This is a genomic window from Nocardiopsis sp. LDBS1602 (genome assembly GCF_035818715.1).
In the GTDB taxonomy this organism is placed as follows: Bacteria; Actinomycetota; Actinomycetes; order Streptosporangiales; family Streptosporangiaceae; genus Nocardiopsis; species Nocardiopsis alba.
In genome coordinates this window covers 239,112-259,122 of sequence record NZ_JAYLVW010000001.1, presented here as the reverse complement: position 1 = coordinate 259,122, position 20,011 = coordinate 239,112, and the positions used below count along the sequence as shown (strand labels likewise).

Here is a 20,011-nt window from a genome sequence, read left to right as displayed (position 1 = left end):
GGTCAGCCCACGGTCAGCGCGTCCGCCAGTTCCCCGAGCCGCGACGAGTGGGCGCCCTTGACCAACAGCACGTCCCCGGAGGCGAAGCGTTGGCCGCCCAACCACTCTCGGGCCGCGTCCTTGTCCGAGAGCACCAGGGCGTCGGGCCCGTACCCTTCGGCCAGGGCCCGTGCCTCGGCGGTGCCCACCACGGTCACCGTGTCGATGCCGAGTACCGCGGCGAGCACACCGATCTTGCGGTGCTCCTCCATCGACCCGTCCCCGAGTTCGCGCATCTCTCCCAACAGGGCGATCGTCCGTCCGGCACGCCCGCGCCCTAGATGCGCCAACGCGCGCAGCGCCGCCGAGGTGGAGTCGGTGTTGGCGTTGTAGGCGTCGTTGACCACCAACAGCCCGTCTCCGCGTTCGACCACCCGCATCCGCCCCTCGGACACGGGCGTCGCCGTCGACAGCATCTCTCCGACCTGGAGTACGTCCATACCGACCGCTCCGGCCGCCGCCGCTGCCGCCAACGCGTTGGGCACCTGGTGCTCGCCCACGACCTGTAGGCCCACCATGCAGTCGCCCGCGCGGGTCCGCAGGGTGAACGAGGCCCGCCCCTGTGAGTCCAGTCCGATATCGACGGCGCGCACGTCCGCCCCTTGGGCCGTGCCGAAGGTGATGATCCGGGCCTTGGTCCGGTCGGCCATCGCCGCCACTCGGGGGTCGTCGGCGTTGAGGACCGCGACCCCGCCCTCGGCCGCCGGGGGGAGGGCGGCGACCAGTTCGCCCTTGGCCTTCGCGGTCAGCTCGGGTCCGCCGAACTCCCCCATATGGGCGGTGCCGACGTTGAGGACCACGCCCACGGTCGGCGGGGTGATCTCGGTGAGGTAGGTGATGTGCCCCTGCCCGCGGGCGCCCATCTCGGCCACGAGGTAGCGGGTTTCGGTGTCGGTCTCCAAGGCGGTGAGGGGGAGGCCGATCTCGTTGTTGAACGAGCCCTCGGTGGCGACGGTCGGTCCGGCCGGTTCCAGGATCTGAGCGATCAGGTCCTTGGTGGAGGTCTTTCCGGAGGATCCGGTGACCGCGATGGTGGTCAGGTCCGGAAGCGCCTCCACGTGGGCTCGGGCCAGAACACCGAGAGCGGTGAGCGGGTCTTCGACCAGGACCGAGGGCAGTCCCAGGGACCGGGACGCCAGGACCGCGGAGGCCCCCGAGGCGATCGCTTCGTGGGCGTGGTCGTGCCCGTCACGCCCCTCGCCGCCTCGGAGGGCCACGAAGAGATCCCCCGGGTGGACCTTGCGAGAGTCGTAGGAGATGCCGGTGACCTCGATCGTCTCGGACACCTCCGAGATCCGACCCGAGGTCGCGTTCGCGATGTGGGCCAAGGTGATGGGCAGCATGGTTTCCTCTCGGTCCGGAGGTATGAAGACGACCGTACCCAGGTCGGGGGCGTTTCCAGGGGAACGACGCATCGGGTGCGTCGGCGTCGGTACCGCACGTGTCCCCGTATGCGTGGCGAAACGACCCGCGAGGACGGAGAGCACGGGCCCTCCGCGCTCCACCGTCCCGGTGACACGGCTCCCGGAACACCGGCCGTCCGGAACCGAGGAAAAATCACTACAGGTAATGAAACCATCACGCTTCAGCGTGGAGAAGGCCGGGGAGGACCAAGGTGCTCGATCACTCAACGCGCATGGAGATAACACACTGTGGTGAATCAGCCGTCGTTCGACGACCGCACCGACTTCGACGACGCCGACCGGGGTTACCTCGGTACGGCGGCGGATCCGCGGATCACCGATGGGACCGGACGCGTCGTCTGGGACCTGGACGCGTACGCGTTCCTCGACGCCGATGCCCCCGAGACGGCGAACCCGAGCCTGTGGCGCCAGTCGCAGCTCAACGCCAAACACGGCCTCTACGAGGTCACCGACGGTATCTACCAGGTGCGCGGCTTCGATCTGTCCAACATCACCTTCGTCGAGGGCGACGAGGGCGTCATCGTCATCGACCCGCTGATCTCCGTGGAGTGCGCGGAGGCCGCGCTCGCCCTGTACCGCGAGTACCGGGACGAGAACCGCCCCGTCACCGCGGTCATCTACAGTCACTCCCACGTCGACCACTTCGGCGGGGTCCGGGGCGTGGTGCCCGAGGGCGCGGACATCCCGATCATCGCCCCCTCCGGCTTCCTGGAGCACGCCGTCTCCGAGAACGTCTACGCGGGCACCGCCATGACCCGACGGTCGATCTTCATGTACGGGTCCGTGCTGGGCAGGGGCGCCGACGGTCAGATCGGCACCGGGCTCGGCCAGACCACCTCCACCGGCACCATCTCCCTGATCGAGCCGAACACCTACGTCACCGAGACCGATCATGAGGAGCTGATCGACGGGGTCCGGATCCGTTTCCAGCTCACCCCGGGCACCGAGGCGCCCTCGGAGATGAACTTCTTCTTCCCCGACCGCAACGCCCTGTGCATGGCCGAGAACGCCACCCACACCCTGCACAACGTGCTCACCCTGCGGGGCGCGCTCGTCCGTGACCCGCACGTGTGGGCGAACTACCTCACCGAGGCCATCGAGCTCTTCGCCGCCGACTCCGACGTCCTGTTCGCCTCCCACCACTGGCCGACCTGGGGCACCGAGAAGCTCACCACGTTCCTCTCCCAACAGCGCGACCTGTACGCCTACCTGCACGATCAGACCCTGCGCATGATCAACCAGGGCTATACCGGCATCGAGATCGCCGAACGGATCCAGCTTCCGCCCGTGCTGGAGAGCGCCTGGCACGCCCGTGGCTACTACGGGTCCGTCTCGCATAACGTCAAGGCCATCTACCAGCGTTACATGGGTTGGTACGACGGCAACCCCGCCCACCTGTGGGAGCTGCCTCCGGAGGAGTCGGCGGCCAAGCACGTCGAGTTCATGGGCGGCGCCTCGGTGATCCTGCCCAAGGCCCAGGAGGCCTACGACGCCGGGGAGTTCCGCTGGGCCGCCCAGGTCCTCAACTACGTCGTCTTCGACGACCCCGGCGATACCGACGCACGAGAGCTGCTCGCCCGGGTCTACACCGCGCTCGGCCACGGCGCGGAGAACGGCACCTGGCGCAACTTCTACCTCCAGGGCGCCGAGGAGCTGCGCGGCAACAAGGTCCCCACCCCCATCGACACCGCCTCCCCCGACGTCATGAACGCCCTGAGCATCGGGCAGATCTTCGACTCGGTCGCCATCCTCGTCGACGGGCCCCGGGCCTGGGACACCGAGCTCGTCATCGACTGGAACTTCACCGACCCGGTGGAGAAGGTCAGGCTCACGCTCAAGAACGGCGTCCTCACCCAGCACGCCGAGCGCGAAGGGGCCGAGGCCTCCCTGACCGTCACACTCACCAAGGCGCAGCTTCTCCAAGTGCTCGCCACCCGGAGCCTGGACGGTATCGATTACGAAGGGGACCCTGAAACGCTCACGACCCTGTTCGGGCTCTTGGACGAGGACGATCCCGACTTCGACATCGTCACGCCCTGAGGAAGGTCGCGTCCTGAGGTGAACACGGTGTCCTGGCGCCGCCCGTGTCGGGTGGGCCCGCGATGGCGGGTCCACCCGGTGAAGGCCCCGGGGCCGGAGAGTGCACTCTCCGGCCCCGGGTCGGTCGAGCCCCCGAGCGTACTCGGGGCGGCGGGTCAGGGCACGTCGTGACCGGCGGCCTGGAACAGGCCGTACCACTCGCTCCGCGTCAGAGGGAGCTCCGAGCCCGCGGCGGCGTCGGTGACGCGCCCCGGGTTCGTCGTGCCGAGCACGACCTGCATCCCGGCCGGGTGACGGGTGATCCACGCCGTCGCGATCGCGATCGGGGTGACCCGGTACTTCTCGGCGAGGCGCTCCAGCTCGGTGTTCAGCTCCCGGTGGTCCTCGGAGTCGAAGAACACCCCGCCCTGAGAGCCCTTCTGGAACGGTGACCACGCCTGGAGGGTGATCCCGTTGATCCGGGCGTGGTCGAGAAGACCGCCCCCGTCACGGGTGATCGAGTCGTCGGCTCCGGCCATGTTCGACGAGATCCCCTGGGCGATGATCGTCGAGTGCGTGATCGACAGCTGCACCTGGTTCGCGACGATCGGTTGGGAGACGGCGGTCCTCAACAGGTCGATCTGCCTCGGCGTGTGGTTGGAGACCCCGAACGCGCGCACCTTGCCGCCGGACTCCAGGTGGTCGAAGGCGCGCGCGACCTCCTCGGGTTCCACGAGCGCGTCCGGGCGGTGCAGCAGGAGCACGTCGATGTGGTCGGTGTTCAAGGCCTTCAACGATTCTTCGACGGAGGCCACGATGTGCTCGTACGAATGGTCGTAGCCCCGGCCCGGGACGATGCCGGTCTTCGTCTGGAGGGTGATCCCCTCCCGCTCCGAGGAGCTCAGACCCAGGGCTTCGGCGAACCGGCGTTCGCACAGGTGGAGACCGCCGCCGGGGTGGCCGATCCCGTAGATGTCGGCGTGGTCGAAGAAGTCGATCCCGGCCTCGCGGGCGGTGGTGTACAGCTCACGGATCTGCTCATCGGTCTTGTCGGCGATCCGCATCATCCCCGCGATGACGTTGGGCACCCGGGTGTCGGTGGTTCCGAAGGGGACGGTCTTCATGGGTTCCTCTCGTGGGGCCATGCCCGACAGGGGTCGGTGGAGAGAGCACGGTTCTCGTAGAGGTCGAGGTTGCCACGTCCGAGGAAGGGGTTCACGCGCGCCCCCGGCCGAGCCGCGAAGACCCGACCACAAGGAGGACTCCGCATCCGCAAGCGGCCGAACGGGGCGAATAGGGGCATCTCACCAATCCCACCTTCTCTCCACCCCCGGTGGCTACGGTGAGCGTATGGGCTCCCTGACCGACGACCCGGACTTTCGAGCGACGACCTTCGTGGCCATCGACTTCGAGGCGACCACCCCGGCGGGACACCCGGCTCAGCCCATCGAGGTCGCGGCTCTCGCGCTGCGCTACGAACAGGGCGACTGGGTGGAAGCGGGTCGCTTCGCCTCCCTGATCCGCCCACCGGAGTTCGCACCGGTGACCCGGTTCAACACCCTCCACAGCGGCCTCACCTCCGAGCACCTCGCCTCGGCCCCCACACCCGCCGACGCCCTGGGCGCTCTGGACCACTGCTTCACCGCGGGCTCCCGATACCTGTTGGTGGCCCAGCACGCCGCCACCGAGGCGGGGCTCCTCTACAACCAACGCGAGCACTGCCCGGTGGCGGCGCGCATCGACCTTCTCGACACCATTCCGTTGGCCAGGCGCCTGATACCCGGCCTGCCGAACTACAGGCTGGACACCCTGCTGAGGCACTACTCCATCCCCTTGCCGGAGGACCGTCATCGCGCCGCCGCCGACGTCCGGGTGACCGCGCGGGTGTTCAGGCGACTCATCGAGGACGCCGACCGTGAAGGCGCCATACGTGGCTTCGCCGAGCTGGTGAGGGTCGCCGGACGCAGGGCCAAGGTCGACCGGCCCGCACAGGGAGAGCTGTTCACCCTGTAACCGTCCTCGTCATGACGGATGAGCGCAGAACCCTTGTCAGAGCGGGCGGACTTTCGGAAAACTTCCACGAAAACCCCGCTTGTGCATTCGAGAAGCCGAACGTAAAGTGACGCTCAAGTACTAATGGTCACAGGGTGACCACCCCGGGTGCACCCTGTGGCGCTTCCCCCCGGAGTAGCCCATGCACCGCGCCCTGTTCATGGCGGTCGTCACCGCCGCGGCCCTCATCTCCCCCACCACCGCCTCAGCGTCCACCACGGAGTCCGACATGCGAGCCACCCTCGTGTGGTCCGACGAGTTCGACGGCCCCGCCGGGAGCGCTCCCGACCCCGCCAATTGGAACCACGAGACCGGTGATCACGGCTGGGGCAACAACGAGCTCCAGAACTACACCGACAGCCGGGCCAACTCGGCCCTGGACGGCAACGGCAACCTCGTCATCACGGCCCGCCAGGAGGCGGACGGTGGTTACACCTCGGCCAGGCTGACCACCCAGAACAAGGTGCAGCCCCAGTACGGCCGAGTAGAGGCCAGTATCCAGATCCCGCGCGGCCAGGGCATCTGGCCCGCCTTCTGGATGCTGGGCGCGGACTTCCCGAACACGCCGTGGCCGGACTCGGGCGAGATCGACATCATGGAGAACATCGGCCGCGAGCCCCACCTGGTGCACGGCAGCCTCCACGGCCCGGGCTACTTCGGCGGCGAGCCGCTCACCGGCTCCTACATGCACCCGCAGGGCTGGTCCTTCGCCGACACCTTCCACACGTTCGCCGTGGACTGGAGGCCCGGTTCGATCACCTGGTCGGTCGACGGCGTCGCCTACCAGACCTACACCTCGGCCGACACCCGAGGGAACCCGTGGGTGTTCGACCAGCCGTTCTTCATGATCCTCAACGTGGCCGTGGGCGGCGACTGGCCCGGCTACCCCGACGGCAGCACGCAGTTCCCCCAGGAGATGCGCGTGGACTACGTGCGGGTCTACGAACTGGGCTAGCCCCCCGGAAGACCCTGGCCCGGAGAGATCGAAGTGGGGCCCCGTCTCGGAAGCCGGGGCCCCACGTCCATCCGAGTTCGGATCAAACGGCACCCGTTTCGACGTACGGTGTCGTGCCATGACCGTTCTGATCATCGGTGGCAGTGGGTTTCTCGGCGGCGAACTGACCCGACAGGCCATCGCCGCAGGACACACCGTCACGGCGACCTTCGGCACCCGCGCAGGAGCCCTCCCCGGCGCCGAATGGCGGCGGCTCGATCTCCGACGTCCCGAGGCGATCACCTCTCTGTTCGAGGAAGTGCGACCGACCGTCGTGATCAACACGGCCTATCGGAGGTCCGACTGGGCGACGACGGCGGACGGCGCCATCAGGGTCGCGTTGGCCGCGGTCGGCCAGGGCGCGCGTCTGGTCCAGGTGTCCAGCGACACGGTCTTCTCCGGCGACCGGGTCCACTACGACGAGGACTCCCTCCCGGACCCGGTCACCCCCTACGGCGCCGCGAAGGCCGCAGCCGAAACCGCGATCCGGTTGCTGGATCCCACGGCCGTCATCGCCCGCACCTCCCTGATCATCGGTGACGGCGGTTCCGTTCACGAGTCCTTGGCCCACGACCTGGCCACCGGACGCCGGGATGGGGCCCTGTTCACCGACGATGTCCGCTGCCCCGTGCATGTCGGGGACCTGGCGTCCGCTCTTCTGGAACTGGCCTTCTCCGACTACGGCGGCGTCTGCCACGTCGCCGGCTCCGACGCCGTCAGCCGTTACGAGCTGGGGACTCTGATCGCCCGGCGTGACGGTCTCGACCCTTGCGCTCTGACCGCCGGGAAGCGTGCGGAGATGGGGCCTCCCGGACCTTTGGACGTCCGGCTGGAGAGCGGCCGGACACAGAGCCGGATCAGCACCGTTCTCCGAGGGGCTCGGGAGTTCCTCGCGGCGCCGGTCTCGAAGAAGGACGAACCCGGGCGATGAACCTTGGCCGGGGCGCATGGTCGGTCGGTGATCCTCCCCGCGTGCGCGGGGCTCGGAACCGTTGAGATTCGTCCGCCGTATCCAGCGCTCGGCCCATCCCCGCGTGCGCGGGGTTCAGGGAAGTCGCCCCGGGGGAACAGAGACCGCGCCTCACGGCCCCGCCCTCTTCATCCCTCCTTGCGAACGGTGGTCGTGTCGACGCCGGCGGGTTCGCCCCGCGCGTCGGTGGGGCGCAGCTCCGGGAGCGGAACGCCGTTCTCGTCGACGAGTACCGAGTGCTCCTCCCCTCGCGCGAACGCGTGCCGCTCGCCCCACTGCCGTAGGGACACGATGACCGCGAAGAGGTCGCGCCCCGTGTCCGTGAGGACGTAGACCTGCCTGCGGCCGGTGGGGGCGGTCCGTCGTTCGAGGATCCCTCGGTCGACCAGGCGTCGCAGTCGGTCGGTGAGGATGTTGCGGGCGATCCCGGTCCGGCTCTGGAAGTCGCCGAAGGCCCGCGCGCCGTCCATGGCGTCCCGGACGATCAGCAGGCTCCACCGGTCTCCGACCAGGTCGAGCGTGCGGGCGACCGGGCAGGAGGGGTCGGTCCAGGTCATCGCGTCGTCGGGCGTCGCCGTGTTCGCCATCACCACTCCAGAAGAGTTGCGGTTTGAAACCAGTGTGCCCTACCGTCAAATCAGTTGCAATCTGCTACTGATTTGAGGAGGCGCGATGAACACGATGGCCCGAAGGAGACTGCTCTTAGCGGCGATCTGCGCGGTGGCGGTCTCGACCATCTACGCGGCCCAGCCCGTACTCGCCCGGATCGGCGACGACCTGGGGATTCCCGAAGCCGATCTGGGATGGATCGTCACCGCCGGACAGCTCGGCTACCTGATCGGCCTGGTGCTCCTGGTGCCTTTGGGCGACATGTTCGACCGACGCCGGCTTCTGGTCGGGCACCTGTCCCTCTCCGCCGGCGGTGTGCTCCTGGCCGCGGTCGCGGACCGGCTCTGGCTTCTGCTCTCGGCGCTCGCCCTCGTCGGTCTGCTCGCCGTGGTCGTCCAGATGGCCGTCGCCTACGCCGCCGACCTCTCCTCCCCCACCGAACGCGGGCGCACCCTCGGCATCGTGACCTCGGGGGTCATCCTCGGCATCCTCGGTTCCCGTGTGTTCGCGGGAGGGCTCGCCGCGCTCTGGGGGTGGCGAAGCGTATACCTGACACTGGCCGTACTACTGCTGGCACTCGCCTATCTCGCGCTGAGGCTTCTACCGACCGACCTTCGCACCGAGCGCCCGACCTACGGGCAGGTGCTGTTCTCCCTCGGCCGCCTGTTCCACGAAGGGCTGTTCCTCTCACGCGGACTGATCGCGTTCTTCCTCTTCGCCTCCTTCGGCACACTCTGGAGCGGCCTGGCCCTGCCGTTGGCGGCGGAACCCTGGAACCTGGACACCGCGCAGATCGGCCTCTTCGGGGTCGCCGGTCTCGCCGGGGCCCTCGGCGCCGCTCGCGCCGGACGTTGGGCCGACTCCGGACAGGCCGATATCGTCACCGGAGCCGCACTGGTGCTCCTGGCGGTGTCGTGGGTGGCGACCGGACAGGTGGCCTGGTCGCTCTGGGCGGTCGTCGTCGGCGTCGTCGTCCTCGACTTCGCGGTGCAGGCGGTGCATGTGAGCAATCAGCACCTGCTCACGACCGCCCGACCGGGCCGGACCGGCAGCGTCATCGGCGGGTACATGGTCTTCTACTCGCTCGGCTCCGCTCTCGGAGCGACCGCCACCACGACCGTGTACTCGACCTACGGGTGGACGGGGTCCAGCGTTCTCGGCGGGGTCTTCTCCCTCTGCGCGCTGGCCGTCTGGGCGGTCGGGCGGCGCGTGGTGGCGGGTGACCGGCGCAGCGTGGCCGCGTAGTCGAGGTCGGGGGGGGTGGGATGCCGTCAGGATCGTGGGTGAGGCCCGGAAGAGGCAGGACACCGAGGAGCGTCTCGTCGTCTTGGAGGCGAGTCCGACCCCTCGTTCTCGGAGAACAGCAGTTCGAGGCCCGTACGCACCGCCGGGAGATCGATCCATTCCCGCGTGCGCGGGACTCGGGCACCGACGGCCCCGGGAGACTCGACGGTCGGAGCCTCCCGGGGCCGTTCTCATACCGTCACCCTCTCCGCCTCACCGCGCGTACGCGGGACGGCCCGGCAGAGCCTGGTGACCAGACGCTCGTTTCTTCTCCCCTTCTTCCCGGAAGGACACCGGGAAACGCCGAGATGACGCCGAAGCCGACCATGGAAAAGAACGACGGGGAGTTCGGACAGAAGGGCGACTGCCATATACGGTTCGTCTCCTCGGCATCTCAGAGGCTCCTGGCGACATACCGCCGAAGGGTTCTGAATCCAGACCGAAGCCTCGGGGTCGGCATGAGCGTCAGCCGAGACCGCAGCAGCGAGGCCATCAAGAAGACGAGGGGGATTTTATTCAAAGTCCCTCTTTCGAGAACATCGAATGAGACAACACGACCTTACGCAGACCACGCTCATTCCGTCAAGAAAAAATCGCCCCGAAAACCATCCGAGCGCCGATTTGGTTTGACCCGTTTCGACCGGACGAAAGCAGAGGAGGCGAAAACCCGAAAGGGATTCATCTCGACGCCCCCTCACCGTCTCGGCGCGCTCACCCGATACGCGGCGTGTCGTGGTGACCGACCGTCCGCGCCGGCACGGGTCGACCGAAGTCGTAGACCACCGCCCGACCCCCGCACCCCCGTTCGAGCCGTTCTCGAACGGCGGCCGGTGTGAACGGAACGACTCCGAGGTGAGGCGTCGCCTCCGCTCACGATGGCGACGGCCCCGGCGGGCCCACCCTCGAGGGCCTGCCGGGGCCATGCTCACACCACCACTCTCTCCGCCCGACCACGCCGACTCAGCACCGCACCGGCCAGGAGCACGAGGGTCACGCCGATCAGATACCCCAGGCTGTTGGCCAGAAGGTCGTCCAGCGCGCTCTGCCTCCCGGTCGCGAGAACCGCCTGAGCCACCTCGACCGTCAGTGAGACCAGCGGGCCGAGGAGCCACCGGACCCAATGGGTGAACAGCAGGGCCGCGACGATCCCCAGAGGAAGGAAGAGAAGGATGTTGAGCATCCATTCCTCCCAGTGCAGGGAATTCTCGGTCACATGCTCACCGGAGAGGAAATCGAACGGGATGAGGCTGACATTGACTCCCCCGCCTCCGACCTGACCCCAACCGTCGACCGGCTCGACGAGGACGATCACATAGGCGAGCAGGGAGACCGCCAGCACGACCCGGCAGACCCCGGTGACCAGGCGCTCGTTCCCTCTCTTCAGGAGGACCCCGAGAAACGCCACGACGGCACCGACGACGACCACGGAAAAGAACACCGGGACGTTCATGTAGAAGAGCAGCTGCCACATACGTCTCGCCTCCTCGACGTCTCAGAGGCTCCTACCGGCATCCGACCGAAGGGGTCTGGAACCTGCCCTGCCCTTCGACCTCCATGTATCCGACCACGCCGCCGGGAACCCGCACCTGTTCCCAGGTCTGGCTCACCGTCTCTCCGGCCGCGACGCCCCGCTTCGTCCCGCTCACCCTGCCGGTGTCACCGGAGAACCATCCGAGCTTCAGGTTCACCGATACACCCGAGCGCTTCACGTAACTCACCCGGACGTAGTTGCAGTTGTTGGACCGCAACGACAACGTTCCATTGGAAAGCCTCGTCGAGGTATCGCCGGCCATACGGTCGAGGTCGCTCCCCGTCTCGACGATCCGCCCATCGTCATAGACGGTGATCTCGACCTCCACCTCCTGCCCCTCTTCCTCCGCATGGGCGACATTCGACATCGGAAGCAGTAACGCCACCAAGAACACGAGAAGGTGTTTCTTCAAAGTTCCCCTTTCGAGAACAGCGAATGAGACACCACGACTTTACGCAGACCCTACAGATGGCGTCAAGGAAAAAATCACATCGAATGCCGCCCACACATTGCCTTGATCTGACCCACTTTGCCCCGACAGAAGCAAAGGAAGACCGAAGACCCGAAAAGGATTTGTTTCAAAAATTCCATACTCACTTCAACCCCCACCACCGGAGACGAAGCACTTAACAGGAAGACCCTCATGGATCACGAGAAATCAAAAGCCAATACACTCATATAGATTCCGAAATCGGGCGATCTCGACATCGAGAATTCACCGTTTCGATGATCCACTAGAGGGAACCCGGTAGATATCCACCCCTCGGGGCCTCCGGCCGTTCGAGCCCGCCCGGGTCAGTCGAAGTCGTAGACCGTCACCTGGACCCCACGCTCCAGAAGCTCCCGCTCGACCAAGGGCTGGATCCGTTCCCACTTGCCACCGGCCAGGCCGCAGCCGATGCGGGGCATGTGCACGGTGGCGCCGAGTTCGAGGGCGTGCGAAGCCAGGGCACGCAGGCAGGAGGCCACCGCCTCGTAGCGGATCGGCGGGCCGCCGCTACCGCGCCGCATGCCGTGTTGGCCGATCATGTTCGCCACCCACTGGTCCGCTTCGACCTGGACCAGGCGCACGGCACCGAGTTCGAAGTCGTTGTGGGCGCGTTCGCGATACCAGTCACGGTAGTCGCGTTCGGGCTCGGGCCAGCGGCGGGAGATCGCCAGGACGAACCCCTTGCCCCAGCCGCCCCGGTCGTTGCAGACGTGGGCGATGATCTTGGGCCCGGAGGCCTGCGGGCTGGTGGCGTCTCCACGCAGAATGCGCAGGCCGGAGGGCAGCGGGGCGTCGGGAGAATCGGACATGCGTGAACGATAACGAGCGGGTCGGACACTCCTACGGAACGCTCGGCGTTCGGCGAGGCGCGGCCGCTCCCCCTCTCGACGGGACGTCGGCCCGGTCAGATCTCCTGGTTCCGCGACCGTTCCATGAGGTCCCGCATGGAACGGTGGAACTCGCGGCGCCGTTCGGCGCTCCAGCCCTCGGTCAGTCGGTCGAAGACCCGCTCCTGCCAGTGGTGGGCCTGTTCCAGCAGGGCACGTCCCTCGTCGGTGAGCGACGCCTCACGGCGTCGCCCGTCCGTCCGGGAGACCTCTATGGCCAGGTATCCGTCTTCGGTCGCGCTCTTGACCAACCGCGACACCCCGCTCTGGTCGATGCCGAGCAGAGTGGAAGCGCGTGGCCGGTAATGCCATGGTGAGGGGTGGCCATTACACGACCTCCGACTTTTCGAGTGGCCGCGGCATCGTCCTCGAACAGCGCGAGGCCCCCTGCCCCGTGGGGCCTGGAAGGAGGAGGGCCACGGAAGGGCTCGCACCACCACGGCCGGACAAGACTCTTCCCCGCACACGCGAACCGGATCGACCCCTAACGGACCTCTCCCGCGTACAGGTACACGCCGAGCTTCTCGGGGTTTCCGTCCAAGCGGATCTCCATGTCCTCCGACGCGGCGCGGGTCATCCCCCTCTTCTCGTAGAACCCGTAGGAGCAGAGCGAGTCCGTGTACAGGTAGAAGTCCTTCCTGCCGTGATCCCGCAGGTGCCGGACGTAGTCCTGGTACAGGGCCTTTCCGACGCCGAGGCCCCGCGTGGAGGAGTCGACCGCGAAGAGGGTGAGCTCGTCGGTCAAAGGCGCGGACGTGTTCCGACGCAGCCTTCGATAGACGCCGTCGAACTTGAAGTACTGCGTCAGAGAGGGCAGATCGGAGAGGCCGGTGAGGGCGATCCCGGCCATGTGCGACCAGGTCAGAGCTCTGTTCCGGGCCACGTGAGGTACCCGGGGGCGGCCCGGGATCCGCCCCATGATCACTCCGACCGTCCGCCCGTCCTTGACGGCGACCCGGGTGTAGGTGCTGGCCAGGAGGCGTTCACGAAGATAGACCTCCAGGGCGCTGTCGAGTAGTCGCTCCTTCTTCATGTAACGGCGGATGTGGAACGCCTCGTCGATCATCGCCTTGATGTCCTCGGCGTCACGCTCTTCGTACGGTCTGTAAATGATGTCGGTCATGTCCGTCCCCACTCCTCGATCGCTCTCTTCCTCTCACCACCGGCGGAGGTCACCTCGAGGAATCCGTCCTCTTTCGAGCGAGAACCGCGAGGAGCTCCGCGAACGCGTCGAGACTCTTCCGTGCGGCCGCGTTATCGCGATGGGCGAGCCACGACCACGCGATGCCGTTCAGGGTGGTGATGACGAGCTCGGCGATCGCGCGCTCCTCACGCAGGTACGTCAGGCCCGCCTCCTCCCCCAGACGCGTGATGTATCCGGTGGTCTTCTCCAGTGACTCGCCGTACTCCCATCTGGGCAGCTCCTGGAGTTCGGGGTCCCGGAGCACGAAACTCCCCAGGTCGAAGAGGACGAGCTGCGCGTCGGGATCGCTCTCGACCTGGGACCAGTACGCGAACAGGAGCTTCCGGATGTTCTCGGTCGGGCTCTCCTGCGGGGAGATCTCCGGCCAGACGGCGCCCAGGTCTATCTCGATGTCGCTGGCGAGCAGAGCCGCGTAGAGCTCCCTCTTCGAGTGAAAGCAGTAGTGGAAGGCACCGTGCGGCATCTCCGCCTCCGCGCAGATGGCGCGGGTGGTCGCCGCCGCGATCCCCTCCCGCTTCATCACCCGCAGCGCCGCCGCGAGCAGCCGACGCCGACGCTCGTCCGCGCCGAGTCGTCTGTTCGGTGTCTTCTTCTCCTGGTCGCTCATGGGCACAAGCTAACAGCCGGCCATGTGACTTGGCCAGTTGACTCAGTCAGTCGGCCAAATATTCGATTTCACTCGAGAGGGTGGAGGCGTCGGTACTTCGGACAGGCCCGGGCCGCGTGCGCTCGGGCGCGGGGATCGATCGGCGCCATGCCGAACGCCGAGACGATCCATCCGGGCCTATGACTCCGCCCTTGCGCACGCGGGGGACCGGCTTCGGGTTCACGCTCGGACCACAACCGGCCTCTCGCGTCCACGCCGTTCCGCCCCTCCACCGGACCGGCTAGCGTCGGGGCGGACCACTCCCCCGACGGACCGGAGACGAGACCCCCATGACGACCAGCGACTACGACGACTTCGCGGCCGCCTACGCGGCCGACAACGAGGTCAACCTCTCCAACGGACACTACGAGCGCCCCGCGATGCTGAACCTGGCGGGCGACGTCGCGGGCCGCAGGATCCTGGACGCCGGTTGCGGTTCCGGCCCGCTCGCTCTGGCGCTCCGTGAGCGGGGCGCGCGGGTGACCGGGTTCGATGCCAGCGCGGAGATGATCAGGCTGGCCCGAGAGAGGCTCGGCGAGGACACCGATCTGCGCGTGCTCGACCTGGCCGAGGAGCTCCCCTTCGAGGACGGCGCGTTCGACGACGTCGTCTGCTCGCTCGCGCTGCACTACCTGGAGGACTGGTCCGCCCCGCTCCGTGAGCTGCACCGGGTGCTCCGGCCCGGCGGTCGGCTGATCCTGTCGGTGGAGCACCCGATGGTCCACAAGCTCGTGCATCCGGAGGCCGACTACTTCGAGACCTCGCTCTGGCCCTTGGAACACGAGTTCCAGGGGCAGAAGGCCGTGCTGAAGATCTGGCACCGTCCGCTGCACGCGATGGTCAAGGACTTCACCCGGGCCGGGTTCCGGATCGCGGACATCGACGAGCCGCCCTACGCCGAGGACACGCCCGCCGAGCTGTTGCCGCCCGAGCTCCGGGAACGGACCCGCTTCATCGGGTTCCTCTTCTTCGTCCTGGTCGCCGAGTAGCGCGTCGACGCATGACGAGGGCGCGGCCCCACGGCATCCACCACGAGGCCGCGCCCTTCGTCTTCTAGGAGAAGACGGTCATGCCGTAGAGCACGAAGACCATCAGGTGGGCGGCGCCGTGCAGGGCCGTCACCCGCTTACCGGAGAAGGTCGTCAGGGTCAGCAGCAGGGTGACCCCGAGCAGCACCAGGTTGGTCGGGTTCTCGGCCAGGATCACGGTCTGGCCGGTGAACAGCCCGATGGTGAGCACCGCGGGGATGGTGAGTCCGACGGTGGAGACGAGCGCCCCGTGGCAGAGGTTGCTCACCCGCTGGATCTCACCGCCCAGGGCGGCGCGGATCGCGGTGAGGGTCTCGGGCAGGAACACGATCATCGCGATGAGGATGCCGGACAGCGCGATCGGGGCCCCGGCGCGGTCGAGTCCGTCGTCCAGGAGGCTGGCCATGTCGTGCGAGAGCAGCACGATCGGGATCACGGTCATCACGAGGACGAGCGCGCGGGCGATCACCTCGGAGCGGTGTTCGGAGATGATCGCCAGGACCGAGACGCGCTCCGGCTTCTCCTGCCGCGCCACCGCGCCATCGCCCTGCGGGGCGACGCCGGCGCCGGTGGCCCCCACGGAGACGACCTCCTTGAAGTCGTCGCGCTGGGCGCCCATCTGCCGAGTGAGGAAGGCGACGTAGAGGATCACCGTGAGGATGATGATCGGGATCTCCTGGCCGGCCGTGTAGGCGCCGCCCTCGCCGATGAGGCCGGGCAGCGCGAACGCGACGGTGCCGAGCACCACGAGCAGCGACAGGTAGGTCGATACGCCGGTGCTGTTGGCGCGGACGTCCCTGTGGCGCAGGCCGCCGATGAGCAGGGAGGCGCCGACGACGAGGTTGAGGATGATCATCGACACGGCCATGACGGAGTCACGGGCGATCGTGGCGTGTTCGCCGGGGCCGAGCATGACCGCGGAGATCAGGATGACCTCGATCAGCACGATCGAGAGTGTGAGGATGAGCGTGCCGTAGGGGTCGCCGAGTCTGTGGGCGAGGTGTTCGGCCTCGACGACGACGCCGAAGGCGCACACGATGATGACGGCGACGATGGCGCCCAGGACGGCGATCAGCGCCGGGGTCGGCAGGTGCGCGGCCAGGAACGGCTGGGCGACGAGGGTCGCGATGAACGCGCCCCAACCGAGTGCCAGTCGGATGATCACCGCAGGCGTCAGGACACCGCGGAGAATGTGCTGAGTTCGCACGGGTGGATACCCGTTTCTGCTGGGCCGTCCCTGCTCATGTGCTCATCCGAACGGGCCGTCCCGTCGGGATCCTTCGTGATCCATTTTACCCGTCGCGGATGGACGCTTCGCCTCGGTGCGCCCGTACGCGACGGGATCGGTCCGGAAGGGGCGGAGGGATGAGTCCTCCACCGGTCCCGGACCATCGGCGTCGAGGGGCGGGGCCTAGGCTGAGATGACACTCGCGAGAGGCGGCCCGTGTCGACGCCGTCCTTGGAAGGAACGTCTTGGCCTCGCACGTCTATTTCGACTTCTTCGGCACTCTGGTCGACTACGACCCGTCGATCCACCCGGCCGCCTACAACGCGCCGTACGAGTTCGCCCGCCGGGCCGGGCTTCCGCTCTCCTCCGAGCGGACGGACGCGCTCTGGTCGCGGGCCTGGACCGAGCTCGACGATCGCGCGTGGGAGACCGGCCGGGAGTGCTCGATGCTGGAGATCGCCGCCCGGTATCGGGAGTTGCTCGGTTCGCCTCGGGTGGGCGGGGGAGAGATCGACCGGCTGATCGCGGAGTATCTGGAGGTGTGGACCTCCGATGTGCGCGCGGCCGACGGGGCTCTGGACTGTCTGGCCGACCTCGCGGAGGACCACCGTCTCGCCATCGTCAGCAACACCCACCACATTCCGCTCGTGCCGGATCTGGCCAAGGCGTTCGGGATGACCGGGTACGTCGCCGACGTCGTCACCTCGGTCGAGGTCGGGTGGCGCAAGCCCGATCCCCGCATCTACACGCATGTCCTGGAGCGTCACGGGATCACCGCGGCGGACGCCGTGTTCGTCGGCGACAACTGGACGGCCGATGTGGAGGGGCCTCGGCGGGCCGGGCTGGCGGCCTTCTACGTGGGCGCACCGGCGGAGGGCCGTGTGCCGGTGTCGCTCGCCGAGCTGCCCGGATCGATCCGCGAGCTCGGCTGATCCGAGCGGCCGTCCATCAGGAAGAGACCCCGGCGGCCTCACTTCGCGGCGAGCGGTCGCGGGCCTCCCGGTCGAGCAGGTCGGCGTCGGCGATGAGCCGGTCGAGTCGGACGAGGGTGTCGGCCATCTCCTCGACCCTGGCGGCGAGACGGTCGCGTTCCACGTTCAGCATCTCGCGCTGCTCCCGCGTGGCCTGACCGCCGCCCACGCAGGGCAGCAGGGCCGCGATGGAACGGCTGCTGAGGCCGGCCGCGTAGAAGCGCTGGAACAGGCGCACCACCTCGACGGTCTCCTCGGTGTAGCGACGCTGCCCCGAGGGGGTGCGTTCCGGGGCCAGCAGCCCCTGTTCCTCGTAGTAGCGCAGCGCGCGCACGCTCACCTCTGCCCGCCGAGCGAGCTCTCCGATCTTCATCGCGCCGAAATCTCCTCTCTCCAGCGCTTGAACCTCACGCCGACGTGAGGTTCTAGGTTAGCGGTCATGGACATGCGAAACGAGATCGCTCTGGTCACCGGCGCGAACCGCGGAATCGGGAACGGCTTCGTCGAGGAACTGCGCGCGAGAGGCGTGAAGAAGATCTACGCGGCCGTACGTCGGCCGGAGACCGTCCCCGAGTCGGAGGGGGTCGTCCCGCTGAGGTTGGACGTCACCGACGACGCGTCCGTGGCCCGGGCCGCCGAGCTCGCCGGGGACACGACACTGCTCATCAACAACGCCGGGGTGTCGACCTTCGCCCGGTTGATCGACGGGGCGGAGGAGGACATCCGGCTGGAGATGGAGACCAACTTCTTCGGCCCCTTGCGCATGGTGCGCGCCTTCGCCCCGATCCTGGGCGCCAACGGGGGCGGCGCCGTGTTGAACGTGCTGTCGGTGATGGCGTGGATGGCCTTCGAGCACTCCAACGGTTATGGGGCGTCCAAGGCCGCCGCCTGGTCGTTGACCAACGGCGTCCGTCACGAGCTCGCCGCGCAGGGCACCCGGGTCACGGGGCTGGCCATGGCGAGCGTGGACACCGACATGATCGCCGATATCGAGGACGAGAAGTCCGATCCCCGCGTGATCGCCAAGGCCGCGCTGGACGGTGTGGAGGCCGGTGCCTTCGAAGTGCTGGCCGACGCGCGGACGGCGGGGTGGAAGGCCCGGCTCGGTGAGGACCCGGCCCTTCTGTACCCGCACCTGACGGAGGTCGGGGCGGCCGGGCGGTAGGCCCTGTCGGCCGGGGCTCGTGGTTCGTGGGCCGCCGCTAGGTGGTCCTGCGCGCCATCAGGCGTAGGGCCGCCGCGATGTCGTCCCGCACGAAGTCGAGCTCCTCGGCGGCGATCAGATCCCGCATGCGGGGCACCTCGCGGGCGACCCCCGGCAGCCTGAACACCGCACAGCCCGCCGCGCTGCGCACGTCCCAGTCCTCGTCGTGCTCGGCCAGCCGGATCAGGGTCTCGCGTGCTCCGGCGGCGAGCGCGTCATCGCGCAGGGGCACGATCTCCAGCAGCCGGATCGCCTCGATCCGTACGAGGTCCTCTTCGGCGGGGTCAGCGGCCACGGCGAGCAGGAACGGCGTGATGACGGGTGCGTCGTCCGGACCGGGCACACACAGTCGCAGGGCCTGGAAACGTGAGTCCACCGAGAGCCCCGGGTGCTCGTCGATCAGGACGCGCGCCTCCGCGGAGCAGGTCATAGCGCCATGTTAGCCGTGGAAGCGGCGAGGACGAGGGCCTCGGGGTTCGTCACGCGTCCATGGTGGCAGCCGGACGCCCCGGGGAAGCACCCCGGGTCCGATGGCCACCTCGTCCCGACGCGGCGAGGCCTCGCGCCCTCTCCGCCGGTTACGGATGAGGACACGAGGCCCGTCGTGTGCCGGGAACACCGTGGCGCCCCGGGCCGGTGTTCAGGCGTGCGGGGACCAGAAGGCGACCAGGCGACCGACGCCGTGCTCCACGCTCTTCCAGGAACCGGAGAAGGTCAGCACCGTCGTCGCGCTCGTGGGGTAGCCCGAGCGGTTCATCCGCGCGAGCAGGTCCCCCTCGGCCTCGCCCGCCAGCGCGTCGGCCAGAGCGTGGAGTCCGGGGTTGTGGCCGACGACCATCAGGTCCTCGACCTCGTCGGAGGTCTCGTTGAGGATCGCGATGAGCTCACCGAGGGAGGCCTCGTAGATCCGTTCGTCGTAGACGGTCTTGGGGCGCTGAGGTAGCTCGGCGACGACGAGCTTCCAGGTATCACGGCAGCGGGTGGCCGTCGAGCACAGGGTGAGTTCGGGAACGACTCCGGATCCGGCCAGCCATTGGCCGGCCACCGGGGCCTCCTTGCGCCCCCGTTCGGCGAGGGGGCGTTCGTGGTCGTCGTTGTCGGACCATTCGGCCTTGGCATGACGGAGCAGGACGAGGCGACGGGTTGCTTCAGTCATGTCGTCAACTATTCCACGTTCCGTGCCCAAAGTATCGCTTTCCGCGATATTCGGAGCTTCTCGTCCGGGTCGCGTTCCAGATCCCTACCGACCGCGCCCTCGCCGCGAGCACGACCGGGCACGCGACGGCCACCCCGGACGGGCGTCTGTTTCCGCACCCTTCGTCCCTCACCCGCGCCCACTGACCGGCCTCCGACCCAGGTCTGATTCCCACCTATAGCCGAATCAGTCACCCATCGTGGTTTTGGCCGAGAGTTCGAGTGAAAAATCCTGCG

At 68.0% G+C, this 20,011-nt stretch carries 21 protein-coding genes; 8 read left to right on the top strand and 13 right to left on the bottom strand.

All coding sequences use genetic code 11. The annotated features are described in order from the left end of the window. Window positions 1–2: 2 nt before the first annotated feature. Window positions 3–1,382 carry a UDP-N-acetylmuramoyl-tripeptide--D-alanyl-D-alanine ligase gene (locus U9J66_RS01180; protein WP_326336715.1) on the bottom strand — a complete coding sequence of 460 codons (1,380 nt, stop codon included), beginning with the start codon at window positions 1,380–1,382 and terminating at the stop codon, window positions 3–5. A 309-nt stretch (window positions 1,383–1,691) separates the two neighbouring features. Here U9J66_RS01180 and U9J66_RS01175 point away from each other — a divergent pair, with 309 nt between their 5' ends. Then, window positions 1,692–3,503: an alkyl/aryl-sulfatase gene (locus U9J66_RS01175; RefSeq protein ID WP_326336714.1), complete on the top strand. Its 1,812-nt coding sequence runs from the start codon at window positions 1,692–1,694 to the stop codon at window positions 3,501–3,503. A 155-nt stretch (window positions 3,504–3,658) separates the two neighbouring features. Here the strand turns inward: U9J66_RS01175 and U9J66_RS01170 are convergent, their stop codons facing one another. Then, entirely contained in the window at window positions 3,659–4,606 is a 948-nt protein-coding gene (locus U9J66_RS01170; protein WP_161112177.1) for an aldo/keto reductase, read from the bottom strand. 226 nt (window positions 4,607–4,832) lie between these two features. On the opposite strand from U9J66_RS01170, the gene U9J66_RS01165 reads away from it, so the two are divergent. The 3 genes from U9J66_RS01165 to U9J66_RS01155 all read left to right on the top strand — a co-directional run bounded on the left by U9J66_RS01165 (window position 4,833) and on the right by U9J66_RS01155 (window position 7,459). Then, window positions 4,833–5,495, top strand: a complete 663-nt coding sequence (locus U9J66_RS01165; protein WP_326336713.1) for a 3'-5' exonuclease — start codon at window positions 4,833–4,835, stop codon at window positions 5,493–5,495. 181 nt (window positions 5,496–5,676) lie between these two features. Next, window positions 5,677–6,489, top strand: a complete 813-nt coding sequence (locus U9J66_RS01160; RefSeq protein WP_014913442.1) for a glycoside hydrolase family 16 protein — start codon at window positions 5,677–5,679, stop codon at window positions 6,487–6,489. A gap of 118 nt (window positions 6,490–6,607) precedes the next feature. Continuing rightward, window positions 6,608–7,459 (top strand): SDR family oxidoreductase, encoded by an 852-nt coding sequence (locus U9J66_RS01155; protein ID WP_326336712.1) that lies wholly within the window; start codon window positions 6,608–6,610, stop codon window positions 7,457–7,459. Between the two features lie 167 nt (window positions 7,460–7,626). On the opposite strand, the gene U9J66_RS01150 is transcribed toward U9J66_RS01155, so the two are convergent. Continuing rightward, entirely contained in the window at window positions 7,627–8,085 is a 459-nt protein-coding gene (locus U9J66_RS01150) for a winged helix-turn-helix transcriptional regulator (RefSeq protein ID WP_161112181.1), read from the bottom strand. A gap of 85 nt (window positions 8,086–8,170) precedes the next feature. On the opposite strand from U9J66_RS01150, the gene U9J66_RS01145 reads away from it, so the two are divergent. After that, window positions 8,171–9,352, top strand: coding sequence for an MFS transporter (locus tag U9J66_RS01145; protein WP_326336711.1), 1,182 nt, complete (start codon window positions 8,171–8,173; stop codon window positions 9,350–9,352). A 964-nt stretch (window positions 9,353–10,316) separates the two neighbouring features. On the opposite strand, the gene U9J66_RS01140 is transcribed toward U9J66_RS01145, so the two are convergent. From U9J66_RS01140 to U9J66_RS01115, 6 genes are all read right to left on the bottom strand, one after another. After that, entirely contained in the window at window positions 10,317–10,862 is a 546-nt protein-coding gene (locus U9J66_RS01140; protein WP_326336710.1) for a VanZ family protein, read from the bottom strand. Window positions 10,863–10,893: 31 nt separating this feature from the next. Then, window positions 10,894–11,289 carry a hypothetical protein gene (locus U9J66_RS01135; RefSeq protein ID WP_202423530.1) on the bottom strand — a complete coding sequence of 132 codons (396 nt, stop codon included), beginning with the start codon at window positions 11,287–11,289 and terminating at the stop codon, window positions 10,894–10,896. Window positions 11,290–11,717: 428 nt separating this feature from the next. Further along, on the bottom strand, window positions 11,718–12,221 hold the full coding sequence (locus U9J66_RS01130) for a macro domain-containing protein (RefSeq protein WP_326336709.1): 504 nt from the start codon (window positions 12,219–12,221) through the stop codon (window positions 11,718–11,720). A 95-nt stretch (window positions 12,222–12,316) separates the two neighbouring features. Further along, the gene (locus U9J66_RS01125) at window positions 12,317–12,550 is read right to left on the bottom strand and encodes a MarR family winged helix-turn-helix transcriptional regulator (protein WP_326336708.1); all 234 of its coding nucleotides are present in this window, start codon (window positions 12,548–12,550) and stop codon (window positions 12,317–12,319) included. A gap of 233 nt (window positions 12,551–12,783) precedes the next feature. Beyond that, the gene (locus U9J66_RS01120) at window positions 12,784–13,422 is read right to left on the bottom strand and encodes a GNAT family N-acetyltransferase (RefSeq protein ID WP_326336707.1); all 639 of its coding nucleotides are present in this window, start codon (window positions 13,420–13,422) and stop codon (window positions 12,784–12,786) included. A gap of 49 nt (window positions 13,423–13,471) precedes the next feature. Continuing rightward, window positions 13,472–14,110, bottom strand: a complete 639-nt coding sequence (locus U9J66_RS01115; protein WP_326336706.1) for a TetR/AcrR family transcriptional regulator — start codon at window positions 14,108–14,110, stop codon at window positions 13,472–13,474. A gap of 329 nt (window positions 14,111–14,439) precedes the next feature. Here U9J66_RS01115 and U9J66_RS01110 point away from each other — a divergent pair, with 329 nt between their 5' ends. Next, entirely contained in the window at window positions 14,440–15,138 is a 699-nt protein-coding gene (locus U9J66_RS01110) for a class I SAM-dependent methyltransferase (protein ID WP_326336705.1), read from the top strand. Between the two features lie 64 nt (window positions 15,139–15,202). Here U9J66_RS01110 and U9J66_RS01105 read toward each other — a convergent pair whose 3' ends face one another. Then, window positions 15,203–16,384 carry a calcium:proton antiporter gene (locus tag U9J66_RS01105; RefSeq protein ID WP_326336704.1) on the bottom strand — a complete coding sequence of 394 codons (1,182 nt, stop codon included), beginning with the start codon at window positions 16,382–16,384 and terminating at the stop codon, window positions 15,203–15,205. 266 nt (window positions 16,385–16,650) lie between these two features. Here U9J66_RS01105 and U9J66_RS01100 point away from each other — a divergent pair, with 266 nt between their 5' ends. Further along, complete coding sequence (locus U9J66_RS01100; RefSeq protein WP_326336703.1) at window positions 16,651–17,337, top strand: HAD family hydrolase; 687 nt, start codon at window positions 16,651–16,653, stop codon at window positions 17,335–17,337. 16 nt (window positions 17,338–17,353) lie between these two features. Here the strand turns inward: U9J66_RS01100 and U9J66_RS01095 are convergent, their stop codons facing one another. Next, window positions 17,354–17,749 (bottom strand): MerR family transcriptional regulator, encoded by a 396-nt coding sequence (locus U9J66_RS01095; RefSeq protein WP_017536252.1) that lies wholly within the window; start codon window positions 17,747–17,749, stop codon window positions 17,354–17,356. Window positions 17,750–17,815: 66 nt separating this feature from the next. On the opposite strand from U9J66_RS01095, the gene U9J66_RS01090 reads away from it, so the two are divergent. After that, on the top strand, window positions 17,816–18,541 hold the full coding sequence (locus U9J66_RS01090; protein ID WP_326336702.1) for an SDR family oxidoreductase: 726 nt from the start codon (window positions 17,816–17,818) through the stop codon (window positions 18,539–18,541). A 37-nt stretch (window positions 18,542–18,578) separates the two neighbouring features. Here U9J66_RS01090 and U9J66_RS01085 read toward each other — a convergent pair whose 3' ends face one another. Continuing rightward, window positions 18,579–19,010 (bottom strand): hypothetical protein, encoded by a 432-nt coding sequence (locus tag U9J66_RS01085; RefSeq protein ID WP_326336701.1) that lies wholly within the window; start codon window positions 19,008–19,010, stop codon window positions 18,579–18,581. Window positions 19,011–19,220: 210 nt separating this feature from the next. Beyond that, window positions 19,221–19,736 (bottom strand): SixA phosphatase family protein, encoded by a 516-nt coding sequence (locus U9J66_RS01080; protein ID WP_326336699.1) that lies wholly within the window; start codon window positions 19,734–19,736, stop codon window positions 19,221–19,223. Window positions 19,737–20,011 lie beyond the last annotated feature (275 nt).

Bases quoted from the DNA above. Each gene is read 5' to 3' on its own strand.
- U9J66_RS01180 (WP_326336715.1), bottom strand. From the start codon at position 1,382: ATGCTGCCCATCACCTTGGCCCACATCGCGAACGCGACCTCGGGTCGG.
- U9J66_RS01170 (WP_161112177.1), bottom strand. From the start codon at position 4,606: ATGAAGACCGTCCCCTTCGGAACCACCGACACCCGGGTGCCCAACGTC.
- U9J66_RS01165 (WP_326336713.1), top strand. From the start codon at position 4,833: ATGGGCTCCCTGACCGACGACCCGGACTTTCGAGCGACGACCTTCGTG.
- U9J66_RS01160 (WP_014913442.1), top strand. From the start codon at position 5,677: ATGCACCGCGCCCTGTTCATGGCGGTCGTCACCGCCGCGGCCCTCATC.
- U9J66_RS01155 (WP_326336712.1), top strand. From the start codon at position 6,608: ATGACCGTTCTGATCATCGGTGGCAGTGGGTTTCTCGGCGGCGAACTG.
- U9J66_RS01150 (WP_161112181.1), bottom strand. From the start codon at position 8,085: ATGGCGAACACGGCGACGCCCGACGACGCGATGACCTGGACCGACCCC.
- U9J66_RS01145 (WP_326336711.1), top strand. From the start codon at position 8,171: ATGAACACGATGGCCCGAAGGAGACTGCTCTTAGCGGCGATCTGCGCG.
- U9J66_RS01140 (WP_326336710.1), bottom strand. From the start codon at position 10,862: ATGTGGCAGCTGCTCTTCTACATGAACGTCCCGGTGTTCTTTTCCGTG.
- U9J66_RS01135 (WP_202423530.1), bottom strand. From the start codon at position 11,289: ATGTCGAATGTCGCCCATGCGGAGGAAGAGGGGCAGGAGGTGGAGGTC.
- U9J66_RS01130 (WP_326336709.1), bottom strand. From the start codon at position 12,221: ATGTCCGATTCTCCCGACGCCCCGCTGCCCTCCGGCCTGCGCATTCTG.
- U9J66_RS01120 (WP_326336707.1), bottom strand. From the start codon at position 13,422: ATGACCGACATCATTTACAGACCGTACGAAGAGCGTGACGCCGAGGAC.
- U9J66_RS01115 (WP_326336706.1), bottom strand. From the start codon at position 14,110: ATGAGCGACCAGGAGAAGAAGACACCGAACAGACGACTCGGCGCGGAC.
- U9J66_RS01110 (WP_326336705.1), top strand. From the start codon at position 14,440: ATGACGACCAGCGACTACGACGACTTCGCGGCCGCCTACGCGGCCGAC.
- U9J66_RS01095 (WP_017536252.1), bottom strand. From the start codon at position 17,749: ATGAAGATCGGAGAGCTCGCTCGGCGGGCAGAGGTGAGCGTGCGCGCG.
- U9J66_RS01090 (WP_326336702.1), top strand. From the start codon at position 17,816: ATGGACATGCGAAACGAGATCGCTCTGGTCACCGGCGCGAACCGCGGA.
- U9J66_RS01085 (WP_326336701.1), bottom strand. From the start codon at position 19,010: ATGACCTGCTCCGCGGAGGCGCGCGTCCTGATCGACGAGCACCCGGGG.
- U9J66_RS01080 (WP_326336699.1), bottom strand. From the start codon at position 19,736: ATGACTGAAGCAACCCGTCGCCTCGTCCTGCTCCGTCATGCCAAGGCC.